18 protein-coding genes are annotated in these 21,188 nt (G+C 66.9%); 10 read left to right on the plus strand and 8 right to left on the minus strand.

Features of this window, described 5'->3' with window-relative positions:
- Window positions 1-19: 19 nt before the first annotated feature.
- From HLA91_RS10135 to HLA91_RS10165, 7 genes are all read right to left on the minus strand, one after another.
- Window positions 20-1,215, minus strand: a protein-coding gene (locus HLA91_RS10135; RefSeq protein ID WP_239557072.1) for an IS3 family transposase whose coding sequence is annotated in 2 segments (ribosomal slippage) — window positions 20-928 and window positions 931-1,215 — 1,194 coding nt in all. Because the reading frame shifts where the segments join, the coding sequence is not laid out codon by codon here.
- A gap of 407 nt (window positions 1,216-1,622) precedes the next feature.
- On the minus strand, window positions 1,623-2,831 hold the full coding sequence (locus HLA91_RS10140; RefSeq protein ID WP_239557073.1) for a peptidoglycan DD-metalloendopeptidase family protein: 1,209 nt from the start codon (window positions 2,829-2,831) through the stop codon (window positions 1,623-1,625).
- A 44-nt stretch (window positions 2,832-2,875) separates the two neighbouring features.
- A complete protein-coding gene (gene ftsX / locus HLA91_RS10145; RefSeq protein ID WP_102162977.1) occupies window positions 2,876-3,790 on the minus strand; it encodes a permease-like cell division protein FtsX in 915 nt (304 codons plus the stop codon).
- Window positions 3,787-4,476, minus strand: coding sequence for a cell division ATP-binding protein FtsE (gene ftsE, locus HLA91_RS10150; RefSeq protein WP_170274573.1), 690 nt, complete (start codon window positions 4,474-4,476; stop codon window positions 3,787-3,789). The genes ftsX and ftsE overlap by 4 nt, the downstream gene beginning before the upstream one ends.
- A 131-nt stretch (window positions 4,477-4,607) precedes the next feature.
- Complete coding sequence (gene prfB, locus HLA91_RS10155; protein WP_102162979.1) at window positions 4,608-5,738, minus strand: peptide chain release factor 2; 1,131 nt, start codon at window positions 5,736-5,738, stop codon at window positions 4,608-4,610.
- Window positions 5,739-5,797: 59 nt separating this feature from the next.
- Window positions 5,798-8,653 carry a DEAD/DEAH box helicase family protein gene (locus HLA91_RS10160; protein ID WP_204514209.1) on the minus strand — a complete coding sequence of 952 codons (2,856 nt, stop codon included), beginning with the start codon at window positions 8,651-8,653 and terminating at the stop codon, window positions 5,798-5,800.
- Window positions 8,654-8,656: 3 nt separating this feature from the next.
- Window positions 8,657-9,823 (minus strand): FAD-dependent oxidoreductase, encoded by a 1,167-nt coding sequence (locus tag HLA91_RS10165; protein ID WP_170274574.1) that lies wholly within the window; start codon window positions 9,821-9,823, stop codon window positions 8,657-8,659.
- A gap of 138 nt (window positions 9,824-9,961) precedes the next feature.
- On the opposite strand from HLA91_RS10165, the gene HLA91_RS13910 reads away from it, so the two are divergent.
- From HLA91_RS13910 to HLA91_RS10215, 10 genes are all read left to right on the plus strand, one after another.
- Complete coding sequence (locus HLA91_RS13910; protein ID WP_170274575.1) at window positions 9,962-10,420, plus strand: GNAT family N-acetyltransferase; 459 nt, start codon at window positions 9,962-9,964, stop codon at window positions 10,418-10,420.
- 142 nt (window positions 10,421-10,562) lie between these two features.
- Window positions 10,563-11,036 (plus strand): RidA family protein, encoded by a 474-nt coding sequence (locus HLA91_RS10175; protein ID WP_102162983.1) that lies wholly within the window; start codon window positions 10,563-10,565, stop codon window positions 11,034-11,036.
- A gap of 350 nt (window positions 11,037-11,386) precedes the next feature.
- Entirely contained in the window at window positions 11,387-12,613 is a 1,227-nt protein-coding gene (locus tag HLA91_RS10180; RefSeq protein ID WP_102162984.1) for a TadA family conjugal transfer-associated ATPase, read from the plus strand.
- A gap of 6 nt (window positions 12,614-12,619) precedes the next feature.
- Complete coding sequence (locus tag HLA91_RS10185; protein ID WP_170274576.1) at window positions 12,620-13,492, plus strand: type II secretion system F family protein; 873 nt, start codon at window positions 12,620-12,622, stop codon at window positions 13,490-13,492.
- A gap of 12 nt (window positions 13,493-13,504) precedes the next feature.
- Window positions 13,505-14,482 carry a type II secretion system F family protein gene (locus HLA91_RS10190; protein ID WP_170274577.1) on the plus strand — a complete coding sequence of 326 codons (978 nt, stop codon included), beginning with the start codon at window positions 13,505-13,507 and terminating at the stop codon, window positions 14,480-14,482.
- A 78-nt stretch (window positions 14,483-14,560) separates the two neighbouring features.
- Complete coding sequence (locus HLA91_RS14280) at window positions 14,561-14,857, plus strand: hypothetical protein (protein ID WP_375544673.1); 297 nt, start codon at window positions 14,561-14,563, stop codon at window positions 14,855-14,857.
- A 2-nt stretch (window positions 14,858-14,859) separates the two neighbouring features.
- Window positions 14,860-15,300 (plus strand): TadE family protein, encoded by a 441-nt coding sequence (locus tag HLA91_RS10200; protein ID WP_257995222.1) that lies wholly within the window; start codon window positions 14,860-14,862, stop codon window positions 15,298-15,300.
- Window positions 15,301-15,308: 8 nt separating this feature from the next.
- The gene (locus HLA91_RS10205) at window positions 15,309-15,761 is read left to right on the plus strand and encodes a hypothetical protein (protein WP_165883441.1); all 453 of its coding nucleotides are present in this window, start codon (window positions 15,309-15,311) and stop codon (window positions 15,759-15,761) included.
- Window positions 15,758-16,219 (plus strand): pilus assembly protein TadG-related protein, encoded by a 462-nt coding sequence (locus tag HLA91_RS10210; RefSeq protein WP_102162988.1) that lies wholly within the window; start codon window positions 15,758-15,760, stop codon window positions 16,217-16,219. Before HLA91_RS10205 ends, HLA91_RS10210 begins: the two co-directional genes overlap by 4 nt.
- A gap of 133 nt (window positions 16,220-16,352) precedes the next feature.
- The gene (locus tag HLA91_RS10215) at window positions 16,353-20,246 is read left to right on the plus strand and encodes an FtsK/SpoIIIE domain-containing protein (protein ID WP_170274578.1); all 3,894 of its coding nucleotides are present in this window, start codon (window positions 16,353-16,355) and stop codon (window positions 20,244-20,246) included.
- On the opposite strand, the gene HLA91_RS10220 is transcribed toward HLA91_RS10215, so the two are convergent.
- Window positions 20,222-21,181, minus strand: coding sequence for a GNAT family N-acetyltransferase (locus HLA91_RS10220; RefSeq protein WP_170274579.1), 960 nt, complete (start codon window positions 21,179-21,181; stop codon window positions 20,222-20,224). The two genes, HLA91_RS10215 and HLA91_RS10220, sit on opposite strands and share 25 nt — an antisense overlap.
- Between the last annotated feature and the right edge of the window lie 7 nt (window positions 21,182-21,188).

Here is a 21,188-nt window from a genome sequence, read left to right on the forward strand (position 1 = left end):
GACAGATGCAGTTTCCTGTTCAGGCCGTTAGCGTCAGCGCCTGCGTGAGTAGTTTCTCCTCGTAGGCGACCGGGGTCAATTTCTCCAGCCCCTTCTGCTTCCTCCTTCGGTGATAGGTCCTCTCGATCCAGGAGACGATCCGCGTCCGCAGCTCTTCCCTGGTCCGCCACGGCTGCGCGTCGAGCACGTTGTTCTGCAACAGGCTGTAGAAGGATTCCATGGCTGCGTTATCCCCGGCGGCACCGACTCGACCCATGGATCCGACTAGGCCGTGGTATTCCAATGCGCGGAGGAATTTCTTCGCTCGAAATTGCGATCCTCGATCGCTGTGGACGATGCATCCGGCCACCTCAGCCCCGGTGCGGGCCCGGTTGGCAATGGCGTTGTTCAGTGCCCGTACCGCCAGCGAGGCCTTCATCCTGCTATCGATGCTGTAGCCGATGATCCGCCGTGAGCAGGCGTCCTTGACCGCACAGAGATAGAGCTTTCCCTCACCGGTGTGGTGCTCGGTGATATCGGTCAGCCACACCTCGTTCAGAGCCTTCACGGCGCTGAACTGCCGGGCCACTAGATCATCGTGAACCGGTGGCCCGGGGCGAGTGCCCTTACCCTTGCGCCGACGGCTGATCACCGAGAACACCCCCTGAGAGCGGCAGAGCCGCCAGGCGGTGCGGTGGGCCATCGGGTAGCCGGCTGCTTCTGCTTCATCGGCCAGGTATCGATACCCGAACTCAGGATCCTCTCGGTGAGCATCGATCAGGGCATTGAGCCGGTGGGCCTCTTCCCACTCGGTATCGCTGATGGGGTTGGCCAGCCACCGGTAGTAGGGCTGGCGGGCGATCTTCAGCACCCGGCACGTCACCGCCACAGGGATTCCCGCAGCGGCGAGATCGCGTACGAGCGGGTACTTCATTTTGACCGAATCTGAGCTTGACCGAAGTAGGCCGCAGCCCGGCGCATCACCTCTAGCTCCTGCTCCAGGCGTCGGATCTTGCGGTTGGCAGCAGCCAGCTGGGACTTCTCATCGGTAGTCGGTCCAGGCTTACGGCGCTCAGTGTTGCCGGAGTCTAGATCGGCTTGGCGCATCCACTTGGTCAACGTGCCTTCATGGATGCCGAAGTCCTTAGCGACCTCAGCGATCGTGACATCATGATCGCGTTGCTGAGCAACACGCACCACATCGTCTTTGAACTCCTTCGGGTAAGGCTTGGGCATGATGACAATCCTTCCAGGCACGGGGTGACCGAGCCAGATCAGTTGTCACCTATCCCTGCATCAGCCCCCAGAACGACCCATCCACCAGGGTCAGTGCTGCACCGCCGGCATGCCGAACTCATCGCCAGCACCACACCAGCTGAACCCCACCAGCCAGGCTCGCCAGACCCACACAACGAACCAAACGACGGGCTCTTCTCCCCTGCCGAAGCATGCCCGTCATGAAAACCTCGCCGCCCTCACACCTGGGCCCGCAGCGACACGTCGGCACAGCCAGTGTCAGCCGATGTCGCAGCAGCGCAGGACAGGGGCTGAGCGACCGTTGTTTGAAAACCGCACAGTGAAACACGTGGCCCTTCGGGTGTGGCTGGGCCGGCTTTCCGGCTCGGCCGCACCCATAGGCAGGATCAGCTGATCCAGGGCATCGGGTTAACGTACGAGCCGTTCTGCATGATCTCGAAGTGCAGGTGACAGCCAGTGGAGGCACCAGTCGTGCCAGAGGAGGCGATAACCTGGCCCTGCTTGACCCGCGAACCGGATCGCACCTTCAGGCTGGAGTTGTGGCTGTAGGTCGATGCGATCTTGGAGCCCTTCATCTTACCGTGGGAGATCACGACCCGGTTGCCATAGCCACCAGCCCAGCCGGCTGAGACGACGACACCATCACCGGATGCGCGCACCGGCGAGCCGCAGCCCATGCCGAAGTCGGTGCCGGTATGCAGTTTGCGCCGCTTGGAGATCGGGTGGATGCGGTAGCCGAACGGTGAGGTGATCGGGTAGCCCTGTGCCGGGTTGATGAGATCGCCGTTGCCGGTGGGCAGTCCCTTCTTCTCCTGCTCCTTCTCCCACTCCTCGACTTCCTTGGCAAGCCGGTCCTGCTCTGCCTGCTGCTCCTCAAGCTGCCGTTCGGCCTCGTCACGGCTGTCCTCGATGCGCTTGGACGCCTCGTCCTTCGTGGTGATGAGCGAGTCAAGGTCGTCGCGCTTCTGCTTGGCGTCGCGCTCAGCGGCTTCCTTGCGCAGCACCACCTTCGCAGCTTCTTCTTTCAGGTCGGCGATCTCGTCGGTGACTGCATCGAGGCGGTCCTTGTTGTTCATGTTGAGCGAGCGCTGCTCCGACAGCTGGGTGATGCTGCGCTGCTGGGCGCGCACCGCCGAGTCGACGCGTGTGGCCCCCGAGGCTCCGTTCTGCTTGCTGGCCATCTGCAGCAGCATCGCGACATCTGAGGTGACACCGGAGTTCTGATAGGCCTGGCGGGCGATCTTCGTCACCGACTTCTGCTTCTTGTCCAGGTCGGCTTCGCCCTTGTTGATGTCATCCTGCAGGCTGGACTGAGCGTTCTCGGCCGACGTCAGACGGGCGCCGAGCTCTTCATCTTCGCGCTGTGCGTCTTCGAGTTCTTCCTGCGCCTTGTCGAGGGCTTCCTCCGCCCCGGGCATCTCCTCTTCGGCCGCTTCCTTCTCAGCAATGGTACGGGCGAGGTCATCGTCGAGATCGCGGAACTCCTTCTGAAGCTCCTCGACACGCTTGTCGATGCGGTTCTTCTGCTCCTTGGGATTCGCCACTGCCGAGGTCACGGGCATGAGCAGGGTGAGGAACATGGCGATCGCTGCCAACAGTAGCGCGGGGAGGATTCGTCCGTTCGTCTTCAGCATCCCACTCAGACCTTCATGTACCGGCGCAGTGTCACAAGCGAGGACAGTCCAGCCATGAGCACGCCCACCAGCACCAGGAACGGTGCGATGAGAGCGACGTCGGCGACTGAGACCAAGTCGAAGCTCGCCAATTGCGATTGTAGCCAACCAGTGATGCCGAAGTGCACGATCACAGCCAATCCCAAGGCTGCCATCAGGGATCCGATCGCCGCGGCGATCACGCCTTCGAGCACGAACGGCAGCTGGATGAACATGTTCGATGCGCCGACCAGTCGCATGATGCCCGTCTCTCTGCGTCTGGAGAAAGCCGACAATCGAATCGTCGTGGCGATGAGCAGGACAGCGCACAGCAGCATGATCGCGGCGATGCCGATAGCGATCGCCGTCATGACGTTCATAACGGAGAACAGCTGATCGAGCAGCTGATTCTGATCGACGACCTCCTCGACACCGGGCGTGGCGGAGAAGTACTCGTTGATGATCTCGTACTGCTCAGCATCAGCGAGCTTGACGCGATAGGACTCCTGCATCTGGTCTTGTGGGATGGAGCCCTCCAGCGACGTACCCGCGAACTGCTCCTGAAAGAGCTTGTAGGCCATCGCCTTGTCCTCGAAGATGACGTCTTCGACATAGGGACTCAGGTCGGCACCTTCGAGCGCCGTCTCGATCTGCTGCTTCTGCTCGGCCGTCGCCTCACCCGTCGCGCAGGTCGGTGCCTCGGAATCCGGCGGGCACAGGAAGATCGCCACCTGCACACGGTCGTACCAGTAGTCCTTCATGCCCGAGATCTGCATCTGCAGCAGTGCGGCCGCGCCGACGAAGAGCAGGGAGACGAACGTGACGAGGATGACCGAGACGACCATCGACATGTTCCGGCGCAGGCCGTTCCACGTCTCGGAGAGGATGAAGGAGAACCTCATGCGCTCACCCCGTAGCTGCCGTGCTCGTCATCGCGGACGATCCGGCCCTTGCTCAGCTCGATGACGCGGCGGTTCATCCGGTTGACGATGTCCCCGTCGTGGGTGGCCATGAGCACGGTAGTCCCGGCGCGGTTGATGCGCTGGAGGACCTCCATGATCTCGTCGCCGGTAATCGGGTCGAGGTTGCCCGTCGGCTCGTCGGCAAGTAGGATCGCCGGCTTGTTGACAACGGCACGGGCGATGGCCACGCGCTGCTGTTCACCACCGGAAAGCTCGTGCGGATAGCGCTTATGCTTGCCCTCGAGACCAACGGTTTCGAGCACATCGGGCACGAGAGTCGAGATCGCAGCCCGGGTCTTGCCGATGACGTGGAGGGTGAAGGCGACGTTGTCGAAGACGGTCTTGTTCGGCAGCAGACGGAAGTCCTGGAAGACGGTGCCGATGTTGCGACGCAGATACGGCACCCGCCAGGAGGGCATCTTGACGACGGATTTCCCAGCCACTCGGATCCGGCCGCTGGTGGGCACCTCTTCGCGCAGCACCAGGCGGATGACGGTCGATTTCCCCGAACCCGAGGCGCCGACGAGGAAGACGAAGTCGCCGGCCTCAGCGGTGAAGGAGATGTCGTTCAGGGCTGGCTGAGCCTTGGAATCGTAGACTTTGGTGACCGATTCGAAGGTGATCAAATGAGGTTCGCAATCGCAGAGGGACAGTGGCAATCGCTCCCACTGTACGAACTTCCACCGGCCAATGCGCGCACCTCATCTGGCGAGTCGCTCACGGTTCGGTGTGAGATCGCCTGCGGTGACCGGTCAGATCAGGCGAGTTCCGCCTCGGCTTCGGCGGCTTTCTGCTGCTCCTTGCGCCAGCGGATACCGGCTTCGAGGAACGCGTCGATGTCGCCGTCGAAGACGGCAGGCGGGTTGGACTCCTCGTGCCCAGTCCGCAGATCCTTGACCATCTGGTACGGGTGGGTGACGTACGAGCGCATCTGATCGCCCCAGCTGGCCTTGATGTCACCGGCGAGGTTCTTCTTCTCCCGTTCCTCCTCCTCGTGCTTGAGCTGCAGCAGGCGGGACTGCAGGACGCGCATCGCAGCGGCACGGTTCTGGATCTGGGACTTCTCGTTCTGCATGCTCACCACAGTGCCGGTCGGCACGTGGGTGATGCGCACCGCCGAGTCAGTCGTGTTGACTGACTGGCCGCCAGGGCCTGAGGAACGGTAGACGTCGATGCGCAGGTCGTTCTCGTCGATCTCGATGTGGTCGGTCGCCTCGATGAGCGGGATGACTTCGACGGCGGCGAACGAGGTGTGGCGGCGGGCGTTCGAGTCGAACGGGCTGATGCGCACGAGCCGGTGCGTGCCGGCCTCGACCGAGAGCGTGCCGTAGGCGTACGGGGCGTTGATCTGGATGGTCGCCGACTTCACGCCGGCGCCTTCCGCGTACGAGGTGTCGAGTTCCTGGACGCTGTAGTCCTTGCTCTCAGCCCACCGGATGTACATGCGGGTCAGAGTCTGGGCGAAGTCGGTGGCGTCGTCGCCGCCGGCGCCGGAGCGCACGGTGATGACCGCGGCGCGCTCGTCGTATTCGCCCGAGAGCAGCGTGGCGATCTCCAGGGAGTCGAGTTCGCGGCGCAGCTTGCCGATCTCGTCTTCGGCTTCGGCAAGGGTGTCGGCGTCGTCTTCGTCCTCGGCCATCGAGACGAGCAGCTCGACGTCCTCGATGCGGGAGTCGAACTTCTCGAGCTTCTCCAGGTGCCCCTGCCGGTGGGACAGTTTCGAGGTCACCTGCTGTGCCTCATCCGGGTTGTCCCACAGGTCCGGTGCCGCCGCAGCCTCGGTCAGCTCTGCGACCTCGGAGCGCAGCTGGTCGATGTCGGAGACATCGCGGATCGAGGCGTAGGTCTGTTTGAGGGCAGCGATCTCGGAAGAAAAGTCAATGGCCATAGTGCTCCCTAGCGTAGTGCATGATGCCTGCGGCCGCGGTGGCTCACCCGGTTGCTGCTTCAGCGCCACGCTGTGCGCAGCACCGTCGTCAGCTCCAGCGGCGCGTGGGAGCGCACCGCGGTGAGGATGCCGGCTCCCTCAGGACTGCGAGTGTAGACCGGTGCCCCGCCTCCGACCCACATCTCCCACGCTTGTGCATAGGCCTCTGCCCGGGATCGGTTCGCTCCCAGCACTGCCGGCACGGGATGCCACACCGGTGTGTGTTCATGTGCCGTTCCGGCCCCGGAGCGCAGATCCTCCCAGAGCCCACGCAGCCCTGGACGCCGCGGTTCCAGATGCCAGCTGGGAATCAGATAGCGCGGATCTGAGATCGGCGAGACGGCCTCGTCGAGGGCAAGCGCGAAGACCTCAGCTGATCCAGGATCGGCGTCGAGATGGATCCGCTGGTCCCCGCAGGCATCGATGCTCACACGCACCGCGTCCGCACCTGCGGAGCTTGCACCTGTGTCGTGCAGAGCATCGGCGATTGCTCCAGCGATCTCAGCGACAGTCGGTGCACGCCCATACAGACGCCGGCGCCGATGTCCAGCGACAGACAACGTCACCGGCAGGCTGGCGAGTGTGAGTGCAGCGATGACACTCAGCGCTGCGGCGAGCAGACCACTGCTCGCGACCGCGCCGACAGCGGCAAGCAACCCGATGCCGCTCCATGCGCTCAGGGCTCCGAAGCCGAGGCGGAATGGCAGCAGGTTCCCGGGGTCGCCGGAACGGTGACGAGGCGACACGGTGATGGCGTCGATGCCCGAAGCGTCGCTGTTCGGTCGGTTCCCGGCATCGGGCGCGGAGACGATGCGCACCGTCCTGATCGGCTCGTCCCGATACTCTCCGCCGACGTTCCAGCGCTGGGCCACCTCAGACCGCGCCTGAGCTCGCGTGATCATACGAGCGTTGATCTCGTCGAACATCGCGTCGGCGGGAGGTTCGAAGGCGGAGAACGACGGATCGATATGGGCGACGCCGTCAACGACGTCTCCGTCGGCATCAGTGCCGAAGAAGCCGTCGTGTTTGCGGACGAGTCGGATCCAGTCCTGGTCTCCGCGCGGGTGGTTCGAGCTGGAGCAGACGACAGTCCAGTTGAGTGCCACCTTCTCCGGCCATGCGGGGTCCTTTCGCAGCGCACGTCCGCGGGTCTGTGTGACTGCTGTCGGAGTGGTCGCGGTGGACAGGTCGATGATCCCGGTGGCCGCTGGGGCGTCCCAGCCCTCGCCGAGCAGCCCCCGGGTGCCGATGAGGATCTGAGCATGCCCGCGGCTGAAGTACTCGGTGATGAGCGGCAGCCAGGTGCGGGCGGTCCAGCCTCCTTCGAGGCGGCTGACCCCGTTCGACGGCTCGCTCATGGCCAGCCGTGACGCCAGAGCTGTGTCGCTCTCGGCGATCCACGCGTGAAGGTCGGACAGCACACCGGCAGCGCCGGCGACCGTGCGCCCGGACACCAGCAGCGGGCGCAGCGGCTCGGTGCGCGGATCGGCGATGAGCGTTTCGAGGACGAGGAGTGCAGAACCGGATTGTTCGCTCAGCACGGCGCTGACGTCAGCAGACAATCGCGCGGTGGCGGATTCGAAGTCACACAGGATGAGCATCCGCAGACGCTCGGACAGCTCGGCTGCTTCAATGGCGATGATGTCGGCACACGCCTGCGGCTTGGCAGCCGAGCGGGCGATGACCCGGTCGGCCGGCGAGCGACCGGCACGGATGCCGTGCCGGGTCCACCGGTAGCCGAGGGCCGGCAGCGCGCGGCGGATCGCCTCGGCGTTGGCCGCATCACCGGCGTGACCGGAGACGCGCAGGCTGTTGCGCATCCAATCGTCGACCAGCCTCATCCAGTCGTCGATGTCGGGGTCCCGGCGATGCTGTTCGCCGACTCTGGCACCCGGGGGAAGACCCAGCAGTCCCGCGTGGTGGAGGCGCAGAGCTGCGTCGGCCAGTTCGGGAGCGGCCCTGCTGAGGTCCGTCCAGCTGACTGTTTCAGCGCGGGTGCCGAGGAACCGCTGATCGGCCCATGTGAGGAATCCCGAACTGCCATGGGTGTGGCCGAGGCTGAGGATGCTGGTGATGAATTCGTCGAAGTGAACGCTGGTCGCTGCCAGCCAGTCCGCTTCTTCGCGGGTTGGGGTTGTCAGCCAGACGAGGTCGGCGAAGGGCGCCAGATCGCCTTCCTTGACCGCAGCCGGGATCGAGGCTGCGTAGCGAACCTCGGAGAAGAGACTGTCCACCAGCTCGTTCTGCTGTCGCGTCATCGTCGCCGGAGGTGTGGCGGTCAGCCCGAGCACCCACACCTCGGGAAGCATGTCGAGCAGCTCAGCCAGCAGCGAACCCCACACGTCGAGCAGGTGATGGCACTCATCGAGGATGAGCAGCACCGAGCCGGCAGCTGCGATCCGGTCGACGAGCGCCCTGCCGCCCGGCGCGAGCTCTTCGAGCAGGCTGCCCATGCTGCGCTCGTCATCGAACACAGCCAGTGACTGATAGGTCAGCGCAGTGAATGTCGCGTGCAGCCCCCGGTCCGTGCCGGCGGCGCCGAAATCGTCATCGCCGCGACCGTTCCACGCATGCGCCCACTGGCCTTGGATCGCGGTGTTGGGACCGAAGGCGACCACGGTGTCAACGGTGTGCTGAGCCAGTAGCGTCTGAGCGTGCTCGATCCCGACGCGTGTCTTGCCGGCACCGGGAGGCAGGACGATCCACGACCGGCGTTGATCAGCAGCGCTCGCGGCGGCGAGAGCGGCGAGCGCTTCCCGCTGGTGCCGGCGCAGAGGCGGCAGAGCTCCTGCCGTCATCATCTCCCCTCTCGTCGAGATGCCCGGGGCCACTCTACGCGCAAGCGTCTCGCCGTACAGCCGTGGTGCGTGTGTCATCGATCAGTCCCGGACGAAGGCGAAGCGCTCCGGCAGAGCGGTGCGCTCGGCGAGCGCTGCAGCGACCGCCTCGCCGGTGGCTGGGGCGAGCTTGGCGCCGTGGCCAGAGCACGCGGAGACGATCGTGATGTCCTCGGCGGTGTCGATGATGAAGTCCTGGTCAGGTGTTGAGGTGAACAGGCAGGTGGCCCCGGCGTACGGCTCGGCCACCAGCCCGGGGATGCGGTCGCTGACGAAGTCGATCATCCGCGCCTGCCCGGCCTCGTCGAGCCGTCCGGTCTGCTCCTCGGCATCGCCGATCACCTGCCCGCCGTTGAACTCAGCGAGCTTGATGCCCAGGCGGGCGGTGCCAGACGTATCGGTGTAGGCGCCGTCGCGGCCGCCGGGCAGCCCGTAGGCCTGCATCGCAGCATCCTTGTGGATGAAGGTCGGCCAGTCGGTCGGCATCCCGGCTGCGATGGGGAAATGGTAGACCTGCTCCTGGCGGACAGTGACCCGGTTGAGCGCGCTCTGCGCGCGATCACAGACCGGCAGCCCGGAGCACAGCCCGGGCAGCCCGCCTCCGGCGGCGACGATGACATGGCGGGCACCCAGCTGCTCCCCCGTCGCCGAGGTGAGGGTGAGGTTGGCACCGGGCGGAGGCCCGCCTCGAGCGCGGGAGCCGTTGTCGACCTGCCATTGGGTGCGCAGCTGCGCGCCGTGGGCGAGCGCAGATTCGAGTGAGGCGGTCACCGCTGTCCCAGCGTCGATGACGCCGGCGTCGCGGTGGAAGAGGACGGGCCCGTCGAAGCGGAACTGCGGCCAGCGCTCCATCGCCGCCTCCGCGGTGAGGAGTTCGTAGTCGACGCCGAGGTCGGCCAGGACTTCGGCGAGGCGATCAGGTTGGCGGACCTGGCCGTGGTCGAGCGTGCCGGTGGCGGTGATGAGCTGGTGACAGGTTTCGTCGGCGAGTTCGTCGAACAGGCGGCGTGCCCGCAGCGCCATGTCGGAGTAGAAGGTCTCAGGGTAGGTGATGCGCAGGATGCGGGCCGAACCGTGGGAGCTGCCGCGCGGGCCGGCAGGTTCGTGCTGGTCGACGACGATGACCTCGCGACCGCGCTTGGCGAGGCTGCGGGCAATCGATGCACCGACGAGCCCGGCTCCGATGACGACGTATTCGGCGGAATCCACGCGGGGCCCCCTTGCTGGTGGCCAGTCACGATGCGGGCCGGCAGCCGAAGCTGCAGGCCTGTGTCCCATCTTCTGCGAACGCATGCGCATGTGTCCAGAGGAAAGCCCCAGATCTTTGCGCCCTCGTAGACTCCGTGGGTGACCTACACCATTCGATTCGCGCGAGCTGGCGAGGCAGCGACTCTGTCGGCTCTAGCCCTGCGGTCGAAAGGCCACTGGAACTACAGCGAGGACTTCCTCGAACTGTGTCGAGATGAACTCACCTATTCGGCCGAAAAGTGTGCATCGGGAGACGTCTTCGTCGCCAAACAGGACGGCCAGGTTCTGGGCTTTGCAGCGATCGACGGAACTCCACCCGACGGCGAATTGGAAGCGCTCTTTGTCGACATCGGCGCAATGGGCCGCGGGGTCGGCGGAGGGCTGCTCCAGCACCTTTTGAAGATTGCACGAAATCGAGGCTTCACGTCGCTGACGCTTCAAGCCGACCCCGGGGCCGAACCGTTCTATGCCCATCATGGCGCGATTCGGATCGGTGAAGCACCCAGCGGGTCGATTCCAGGGCGCATGCCGCCTGAACTCACGTTCTGCCTGACATGACCCACATGCGCAGGTGTAGCTGTGACCCAGCCTTCCGGTTCATCAGACACATCGTGGGCGCCAGTCATGGCCAGCGGCTGGAGGCGGTGCGACGATGGAGTCCTCGCAGGTGCGTGGTGTGCGCTGAGAAGAGGGAGTGCCGATGACACTGATGACAGATCCGGCCGAGGTGCTGCGGCAGAAGGAGATCACGTTGCCGCTGCCGCTGTCGCCGGCAGGTCAGTACAGTCCTGTCCGGCAGGTCGGGAACCTTGTGTTCCTCTCCGGGATGGGCCCGACGAATGCGCCGGAGGGTGTTCCGGTCACCGGCAAGGTCGGCCGCGATGTCAGCCTCGCGCAGGCGCAGCATGCTGCTTACCTCACGTGCCTGAATGCACTGTCCTCGCTGGAGGCACACTGCGGTTCCCTGTCGGCAGTCGCCGGGTTCGTCAAGGTCAACGGCTACGTCAACTGCGCACCGGGATTCATCGACCTGCCGCCGATCATCGACGGGTTCTCCTCACTCATCAACGAGCTGTGGCCGGAGAGCATCCCGCATGCGCGGGCGGCCATCGGGGTGGCAGAGCTGCCCTTCGACATCTGCGTCGAAGTGGAGTGCGTGGCAGAGCTGCGCTGAAGCTCAGCGCCCGGCGGTCCGGCGGGACAACTCCGGTGTAGTCGCGGTGGCGGGCGATGAAGGAGCCCATACCGCCTGAACCGTGGACGACGCGATGAGCGGGCAGTCCTGCGGTGGCGCCTGCGCCCGATCCGAGTCCTTCCGACCAGACTCTTCGCTGTGGCCCCAGTTCCAGCCTGCCGCTTCAACCGGGGGAGACAGGGCCGCGACAGCAGGGACGCCGGTCGCGACTTCTTTCCACAGTTTGGGCGCAGCCTCTTGAAAGGCTGGGAGACACCCGTTAATTTGATTAACACCCTTATATGTCTGATGGCATATAGGTCTCCCCTCAAACAGTGAAGGTACCCCAGATGAACGCAGCTGAGATCATCGCCGCAGAGGTGCGCGAGGAGATCCGCAGACGCGGCATCGACCCGCGCACCGAACCGGCGCCGACCCGAGAGCTCGTCGTGCAGGCCGTCCACGACTACGACGAGCGGACGCTGGCAGGCTCCCTTCCTCTGCTTGCCGACGTCGAACAGACCTGCCGGGAGATCTTCGACCAGGTCTCGGGCTTCGGGCCGCTGCAGCAGTACCTCGACGACCCCGAGGTCGAGGAGATCTGGCTCAACTCCCCGCACCAGATCTTCGTGAGCCGGCGCGGAGTCAGCGAGCTGACGACCACCGTGCTGAGTGAGGCGGATGTCGACGAGCTCATCGAGCGGATGCTGCGCACAACCGGCCGGCGCGTCGATCTCTCCAGCCCTTTCGTCGACGCCTCGCTGCCCGACGGATCACGGCTGCATGTCGTGCTGCCGGACATCACGCGCAAGCATCCGGCGATCAACATCCGCAAGTTCATCACCCGCACCCGCAACCTCGGCGACCTCGTCGCACTCGGGACCCTCACCTCGGCGGCGGCTCAGTTCCTCTCCATCGCCGTGGCAGCAGGTGCCAATGTGCTCGTCTCCGGGGCCACCCAGGCCGGCAAGACGACCATGCTCAACGCGCTCACCGGGGCGATCCCGGTCCGCGACCGGGTGGTGACGTGCGAGGAGGTCTTCGAGCTCTCGGTTCCCTCCCGCGACTGGGTGCCGATGCAGTGCCGGCAGGCCTCCCTGGAGGGCACCGGCGAGGTGACGCTGCGCAACCTGGTCAAGGAGGCACTGCGAATGCGGCCCGACCGCGTCATCGTCGGCGAGGTCCGCGAGGCTGAGAGCTTCGACCTGCTCGTGGCGATGAACTCAGGGCTGCCGTCGATGGGCTCGATCCACGCGAACTCCGCGCGCGCGGCAGTGACGAAGCTGTGCACGCTCCCCCTCCTGGCCGGCCCGAACATCGGCTCGTCGTTCGTCACCCCGACTGTCGCCAGCTGCGTCGACCTCGTCGTGCATATGCGGCTCGATCGCAGCGGGCAGCGCCGGGTCGAGGAGATCGTCGCCGTGCCCGGCGGCATCGAAGGCGAGGTCATCGAACTCGAAACCGTCTTCACCTCCACTGCCGACCGGCGGCTGGTGCGCGGCCACGGCTATACCCACCTCGGTGAGCGGTTTGCGCAGCTCGGCCATGACATCCACACCGTGCTCGAGGCGGCGTGATCGCCCATGACGACGTCGCTGAGCGGAGCGCTGTGCGGGCTGGGCATCGGGGTGGGGCTGTTCCTCATCTGGTGGTCGTGCTGGGAGTCCCCGCCACGCCAGACCGAGCCGCCGCGCTTCATCCGCGACGCCCAGGACATGCTCACCACCGCCGGCCTGCCCAGGCTGCGGCCCTACCACCTCGTGCTCGGAGGACTGGGGGCTGCCGGGATCGCGTTCCTCTTCGCCTATGCCGTCACGAACGCGATCGCGATCGCCGGCTGCTTCGCCTTCTTCGCCGCACTCGTGCCGTCGTACGCGGTGCGGCACCGGGCACGGTCGCGCACCGTAGCCCGCCGGGCCCTGTGGCCGGAGGCGATTGACCACCTCAACTCCGGTGTGCGGGCCGGTCTCGCCCTGCCCGAGGCGCTCGGCGGGCTCGCCCAGCGCGGGCCCGAGCCGCTGCGTCCGCTGTTCGCTGTCTTCGCTGAGGAGTACCGGGCAACCGGATCGTTCTCCATGGCGCTCACCGCCTTCAAGTCCGCCTGTGCCGACCCGGTCGCCGATCGCATCGTCGCCGCACTGGCAGTCACCCGCGAGGTCGGCGGCACCGATCTTGGCACGATGCTCAAGACGCTCAGCCAGTTCCTGCGCGATGACTCCCGCACCCGTGCGGAGATGCAGGCAAGACAGAGCTGGACGGTCACCGGCGCCCGGCTTGCCGTCGCCGCCCCATGGGTGGTGCTCGCCCTGCTGGCCACCCGGCCGGAGACCGCCCAGGCATACAACTCGGCCACCGGCACACTGCTGCTGCTCGTCGGCCTCGCCATCTCACTGGTCGCCTACAGCGCGATGAAGCGCATCGGCCGGCTGCCCGCTGAACCGCGAGTGCTGCGATAGGGACGGTGCACCATGCCCTTTGAGATTCCCTTCGGCCCGCTCGGATCAGTGCGCATCGATCCGACGCATCCTGCTGTCATCATCGTCACCGGGCTGGTGCTCGGGCTGTCGCTCGCGTTCTTCGTCACCAGCTGGCCGATCTTCAACCGCATCACGCTCGCTGACCGTATCGCCCCGTATCTGCGCGATCAGCCGCGGATCGCGGCCCTGTTCGCAGAGACCGAACCCGCCGATGCCGGTGTGCGCGGCATCCTCACCTCCTGGCTCAACCGCGGAGGGTCCTGGCTGACCTCCAGGCTGACGACCAATGCCGGGATCACGGCACGCCTCGACCGCCTCGGGCCCGGAGAGACGATCGAGCGGTTCCGGGCGCACCAGCTGCTGCTCATCGCCGGCGGGTTCGGAGCCGGGGCGCTGCTGGCGGCGTTCGTGTCCGTCAGCCGCGGCCCACACCCAATCATCATCCTCGGCTGCCTCATCTTCGGTGCCGTCGCCGGGCATCTGCTCAACGACTGGTGGCTTTCGCACCGGGTGCGGCAGCGGGAAGCGCGGATCCTCGCGGAGTTCCCGACGATCGCCGAGCTGCTGGCCCTGTCCATCACCGCCGGTGAGGGAACAGTCGATGCGCTCGACCGAGCCTGCCGGGCCACCGAAGGCGAACTGAGCCGGGAGCTGGCCTACACCCTCGCCGAGGCCCGCACCGGCACTCCGCTCGTTGAGGCGCTCGACCACCTCGGCAAGCGCACCGGCATCCAGTCGATCGCGCAGTTCGTCGACGGGATGGCCGTCGCGATCGCCCGCGGCACTCCGCTGTCCGAGGTGCTGCGCGCCCAGGCCACCGATGTCCGCGATGAGGGACGCCGGCAGCTCATGGAGCTCAGCGGCAAGAAGGAAGTCGGGATGCTCGTTCCCGTCGTCATCTTCGTGCTGCCCATCACCGTCCTATTCGCGATCTTCCCGTCCCTGGCGGTGCTGAATCTGTCCTACTGACCTTCTGTCCTGACCGCGCGCGTCTGCCGCGGCACCTGATACCGGCCGCCAGCCGGCGGCACACCGAAAGGAGAAACCATGACCACCCCGACACGCACCCCGGCCGCGCACTCCCCTGCCGAGGCGCCCACCCGCCGGTGGACCAGCTGGCACCTGCTCGTCATCGCCTTCGTGATCGACCCCTTCGCCTACCTGCCCGGGAGGGACGAGCGGGGCCGCAGGGAGACCAGCCCAGACCGCGGCGACGTGCCCGGCTGGGTGCTCATCACGATGATGACCGCGGGGCTTGTGGTGGCCCTGTGGGCGCTGGCCGGGGATGCCTTCACGTCGATGTTCGAGGACTCGATGTCGAAGGTGCGCGGTTCTGGCGGGTGAGTGTGGCCCGCACAGCTGAGAGCCTCCCCGGCAGCGGCCGCAGCAGTCACCGCAGTCTCGGTCTCGGCAGCGACGATGGTGTCGCTGTCGCTGAGTTCGTCATGGTGGCTGCCCTGCTGAGTCTGGTGTTCCTTGCGGTCATTCAGCTCGGGTTGGCGATGCATGTGCGCAACACTGTCATCGACTCGGCCGTCGCCGGGGCCCGGCTCGCCTCCCTGCCTGACGCCGCACCACGGGAGGGCGCCGAGCTGACCCAGCAGCTCATCAGCGATGCTGTCAGCAGCCGGTATGCCGAGCGCATCGACGTCGATTACAGCACCGTCGGCGGAGAGGACATCGTCACCGTGACGGTCACTACGCCTGTGCCGGTCATCGGTCTGCTGGGACCCACCGGCACCTGGCAGCTCAGTGGCCGCGCTCTCGTTGAGGACATCGACGGATGAGGTCGCCGATGACGTCCGCGCTGCGCCAGCGGCTGAGAGATGATGAGGGAACCGCGCCGATTGAGTTCATCTTCGCCTCGGTCGTGCTGCTGATCCCGCTCATCTACCTCATTCTCACTCTCGGGCACCTGCAAGCGGGGTCCTATGCGACGAACACGACGGCGATCAACGCCGCCCGCGTGGCAGCCGAACACCCCGGCAGCGCACAGGCCCGAGCCGAGGCGCTGGCGCAGATGCACTTCACCGATTTCGGTGTCGAGGACGCCACCTATGACGTGACCTTCCGCTGCTCGGACTCGTGCACCGAAGCAGGCGGCATCGTCACCGCGCACGTCCGGGCGCGTATCCCGGTCCCCGGCGTGCCGGCGATCTTCGGCCCGCAGCGCACCCCGCACCTGACGGTCACCGCCGAGCACTCCGACGTCATCTACCCGCACCGCGATGCAGGCGCGCAGCCATGATCGCCCACGCCCCGAAGCCCGGGAGACTCAGGCTCACCAGCGACGACGGGTCGATCACGCCGCTGGCGATCGGGTTCACCGCGATCGGCCTGGCACTCATCTTCCTCGCCGTCGTCATCAGCGACATCTATCTCGCCCAGCGCAAGCTCTACGCGCTGGCGGACTCGGCTGCGCTCAGTGCCGCTGACAGCTTCCAGCCCTCCTATCAGGGCTCGGGACCGCGGATCGAGTTCTCCGACGCCGAGGTGCAGGCCCGGGCCCATGACTACCTGCGGCAGGTGCCCCGGTCCGAGAGGTTCTACCGGGTGGGCGTGCGCGGCCGGGCGGTCGATGACTCGACTGTCGAAGTGTCGATCTCGACGCGGTTCCGGCCGGTGGCGCTCTCACCGTTCGTCCCGGATGGGATCCCGCTGGAGGCCACGGCCACCTCCCGCGGCGGCCTGCGTCTCGACCGGTGATCCGCCGCCGAGGCGGTAACTGGCTGTGGACCGTCGAGCTGGCTGGTGTGCGCGCGGGTGTGGACACTCCCGGTCGTCCACAGCGCTCTCGTCTCGGTGACCGGAGGGGTGGCCGCGTTCCTATCGTGCAGGCATGCCGAGTGGAATCGTCTACGTCATCGCCGAGTTCTCGCTGCACAGCGCGCGCGTCGTCGCCGCTGGGCGGCCGAGTGCCGAATCGGTGCTCGGCGCGTTCCTCGATGACTTCCTGCCGCGCGTCGGATTAGGTCACCTCACCGGGCAGCCACGAGTCGTGCCCTGCGGGGCCGAACCGCCGCCGGTGCTCACCGATCCGTGGCGCACGTGGGCGCAGGCAGCGGCAGCCACCTTGGTTATCTTCGATGACGGCCCCGCCACCGGCGACGCGGTCGCCGCGCCTCCGCCTGGTCCGGTTGCCGACCAGCTCGCTCCCGTCGCCGTGCTGCCAGCCGAACGCACCGGCATCATCGAATACCTCACCGGCCCGGATTCCGGTTTTGCTCACCCGCTGCCAATCGGCGCGTGGACGATGGGCCGGACACCTGCGGCCGATATCGCAGTCGCCGACCCGTACCTCTCGCGCGAACTCCTCACCCTGCGAAACGCGCCCTCGGGCATCCAGGTGAGCGATTCGGGCGGGATGAGAAGCATCCCACTGGCGTCCACTGCTGCCGTGACGGCATTCGGCAGCACCGCTGCACGCCTCATCCCGCCGCAGACGCTGCCCCACGCCGGTCAGTCGACCAGCACTTCACCGGTCAGCTGGCCGCGGATCGCCACCGTCGCCCGGCCGCGTGCGCCCTCGTGGCTGATGTACGCAGCACCGATCGCGATCGGTATTGCGCTGGCGGTCTTCACACAGATGTGGATGTTCCTGCTCTTCAGCATCTCCGGGCCCATCACCGCTGGGATCATGTACGTCACCGGTCGGCGCCGCTACCGACGCGACGTGCTGTGCGCCTGCCAGGATTACCGAACAGCGGTCCGGGAGTGCCTGTACCGTCTTGCAGAGTCCAACCGGCTGACGCTCGACGCCGCCCACCGGCGCAGACTCACCGGCGGGGAGACGACCATCGGAATGGGTCCCGCGCTGCTGCCCGGCGGTATCCGCGACATCCCGATCACTGCCCAGGAGACCACCACCTCGGCGACGGAGGATCCGCTTGCCCTGGCCGAACGCCAGCAGCTGGACCAGTACCTGTCGACAGGTGCGCAGTTCGGGCAGCGCCACTACTCGGCGGCTGACACCGTGCCGCTCATCATCGACCTCACCTGCCTGCAGCTCCGGGCCGAGGGGTCGCTGGCGCAGGTCTCTGCGGTGCTGCGGGCGGTGCTCTCACAGCTCACCAGCCGAGGGCTCGCGGTCCACGTGACGACTGCGCAGCTGCTGGCCGTCTGCCCGGAGCTCGCAGCACTCCCCCTGTCGTTAGACGGTGGGGAAGCCTCCGTCGAAGTGAGCGGCCGGCCAGCGGCAGATGCTCAGGACGGGCAGTGGGAGGTGCAGATCGGGCCGGGCGGCGATCCGGTTCGCAGCGTCGAGACTTGGCTGCTGCGCCTCGGCGACGACGGTGCGGCACACCTCCGGGTGCTGGCAGAGGCACCCGAGGACCTCCCCCGTCCGCTCACCGGCGAGATTGAGCCGACGCGGATGCGGCCGGAGCGGTTCCTGACTCTCAACCGGGCGTGGCAGCCTCCGCTGCCTGATTGGCAGCAGGAGTGCACGCTCGGTGAGCTACTCGCCCAGCAGGAGCTGACCGGCGGCACTGCTGATGCCGCCGCCCGCCGGTCGGCGGTGCCGCTCGGGCGCGGTCCGGGCGGGGCTGCGCTCATCGACCTGTTCGCCTCCGGCCCGCATGCGCTGCTGGCCGGCACGACCGGCAGCGGCAAGTCTGTGCTGCTCCAGACCTGGATCGCATCGCTGGCGGCCCGGTACAGCAGCGCCGAGCTGCGCTTCGTGCTCATCGATTTCAAGGGCGGGGCGGCTTTCGCGCCCTTCACCGCGTTCGCCCACACGGATGCGGTGGTGAGCAACCTCGATCCGGCGGCCGGGATGCGCACGCTGCGCAACCTCGGTGCTGAGATCCTGCGCCGGGAGCGGTTGCTCGCCGACCACGGCGCGGCTGACATCGACGCGTTCAACGCCGGCGCCGGCACTGGGTCACCGGAGCAGCGTCTGCCGCGTCTGGTCGTCATCATCGATGAGTTCCACGCGCTCATCACCGAGCATCCGGCTGGCACCGAGGTGCTGGAGTCGCTGACTGCGGTGGGCCGGTCGCTGGGCATCCACGTTGTGCTCGCCACCCAGCGGCCGGCCGGGATCGTCACCCCGCGGATGAAAGCTAATATCAATCTGCGCATCGCCCTGCGGGTGCGCGACGGCGTCGATTCGCGTGAGGTCATCGAGTGTGAGGACGCTGCCGGCATCCCGCCTGACCAGCCGGGCCTCGGGTTCCTCAGCGACGGCGGTGCGCCGGTCCCGTTTCGCACCGCGACCATCGATATCGCCGCTGACGAGGCGCGGGCACAGACGGGCGCGCAAGCTCCCGGTGGCCCGGCGGCTGAGCACTGCGAAGTCCAGTGGACGCGCCTGGGCGACGGGCAGTCAGCGTCAGGAGGTGTGACGGCTGGTTGTGTACGGCTACGATTCGTGCCACCACCCGAACCGCCGGCGCTGACCGTCAGTGCGCTTGCCGATGCCTCGCATGAGGCCGCACGCCATCTGCCTGCGCCCCACCGCGTCATCCCGCCGCCGCTGCCGGTACGCGTCACTTATGACGGAGAGCCCACGCTGCTCGGCATCCTCGACTTCCCCGACGACGGAGTGACAGAACCGTGGCACTACGACCCCGGTCGTGATGGGTCTGTGGTCATCACCGGCGGCAGTGGTGCGGGAGCGACGAGTGCGCTGCTGCGGTGCGGGCAGGCGGCCGCAGCACACGGGAAGTCAGTGATCATGCTGTCGTCAGGGCCGTCCGGTTCCTCAGAGGCGGCTGGTTCCGGGTTCGTGACGTTCAGCCACAACGAACCGTGGACGCTGGAGTATCTGCTGGCACTCTTCGACATCGGCGCCCTCGACCCAGGTGATGTGTGTCTGTGCATCGACGACTATGAGGCGCTGGCAGCCCGGCATGAAGCCTCGCGACGACTGGAGAGGCTCACACAGCTGCTGACAGCCGGAGGCACGGCGGCACCGATGTTCGTCGTGGTGGCTGGGCGCCGGTTCCTCCACTCCCCGGTCGCGGCACGAGCTGCCACCCGGATCGTCTTCCCGACCAATGACGCCCAGGATTCCCTGCACTACGGACTGCCTGCTGGGCGCTTCGCTGGTGTGTGGCCGCCGGGCCGTGCCGTCGTGCTCGGCCCGGCGGCCCGCAGCCAACCGGCCCCGGCAAACGCGCGAGAGGGTGTTGCCGTCCAGCTCGCACAGCCACGCACCGACCCACCAGCCGGCAGCCAGACGGCCCAGGCCGACCGGGCGGACCGTGTTGGTTCAGTCTGGATGGGTGGATGCGGTGACGGAGGGTTCCAGCGAACCGAGACCGGAGCGGCGTCGTTCCGGCTCGGGCGAGGGCCGCTTGGTGAGGACATCCTGTGGGTCCCCGACGTCGACGGGCCTGTGCTCTGCTTGCGCGGTCCGGCCGAACTGTGCCATCCGCTGCTGGCGGACCTCGCTCAGCCACCGGCCGATGGTCAGTCCCCGGAGGTCATGGCGCTCATCGATGCGCATGAGGCAGACCCGGCTGCCGCCGCGCTCGCCGCCTCGGCAGAGTACTGCGCGATCAGCTATCCCCTGACGGGTCAGCTGCCCTACGGTTCTCCGCTGGCGGCCATCACGAAAACCGGGCCACAGCTGCTGCTCGGGCTGCGACAACAAGGGGAGCTTGCAGCTTTGGGGATGCGCGACCTGCCGTTGCCGCCTGCGGGCTGGGCGTGGTTCGTCTCCGGGTCACTCGCCCTGCCTGTCGATATCAGGCCTGCTGCCGGTCAGGACAGTGAGATCGTCTTGTAGGTGTAGAGCACCTCGGCCACACCTGCGGAGATGAGCCCGTCCATGAGTTCGGAGACCACCGGCATCTCGTCGGTGACCTCGACGACGACCTCACTGTCGGTGGACAGGCGGGCCAGCAGCGCACCGGTGTCCTCGAGACCTGCCTGGAAGCCAGGGTCGTTGCGGTCGACGGTGAACTCCGCGGCGTTCTCACCACGATTGGCCGCCCCCACCTTGCCGTCATACGCGGCCGCGAGGGTGAGCTCAGTGGCGCCGTCCTCGTGCGGGTAGGAAACCGCGAATGCCGAGACCTCGCCGTCACGGCGCATGAGGGCAGCACCGTGGGCGCCGGTCGGTTCGGAGAGGAACCGGCGGTTGACCTCGCCGATCGACATCTCAGCTGCCGGGTCAGCGGCGTTGACGCCTGCATACCAGGCAGCGAACGCCTGGGTCAGCGCCACCGAACCGGTGGCGGTGACCTCGAAGTCCTCCAGCCGGTCAGCGCCCAGCCCACCGAGTGCCGAGGGCTTGACCTTGATGACCCGGGTCGTGAACAGAAGGTCGGCACCCTGGCTTTCGGCAGCGTCCGCACCGACGGAATCAGCGGCCACCCGGCCACGCAGCGGCAGGTCGATCAGATCCGTGCCAGCCACCGCCTCGCGCGCGGCCTGCAGCAGAGCTGAACCCACGCCTCGGCGACGTTCGGTCTCTGCGACCTCGACGTGCGCCCACGCACGGTGAGGATGGGCAGGAGAGGCGGCGATCGCAGCGGCACCAATGAGCACCTCGGCCCCAGGGCCTTCGTCTTCGAGCGAGGCGACAACACAGCGGGAGAGCGGGGACTCGGAGTCGGCGCGGAAGAGGTTGCGCGCGGCATGCTCGGCGGGGTTCGCGGCGTCGTGCAGGACGTCGTTGAGCCGCAGGTCATCACCGTCGGTGAAGGGGCGGATGTGCACGGGCGCG

Origin of the sequence: Brevibacterium luteolum (assembly GCF_013004595.1) — a bacterium.
Taxonomy (GTDB): domain Bacteria; phylum Actinomycetota; class Actinomycetes; order Actinomycetales; family Brevibacteriaceae; genus Brevibacterium; species Brevibacterium luteolum.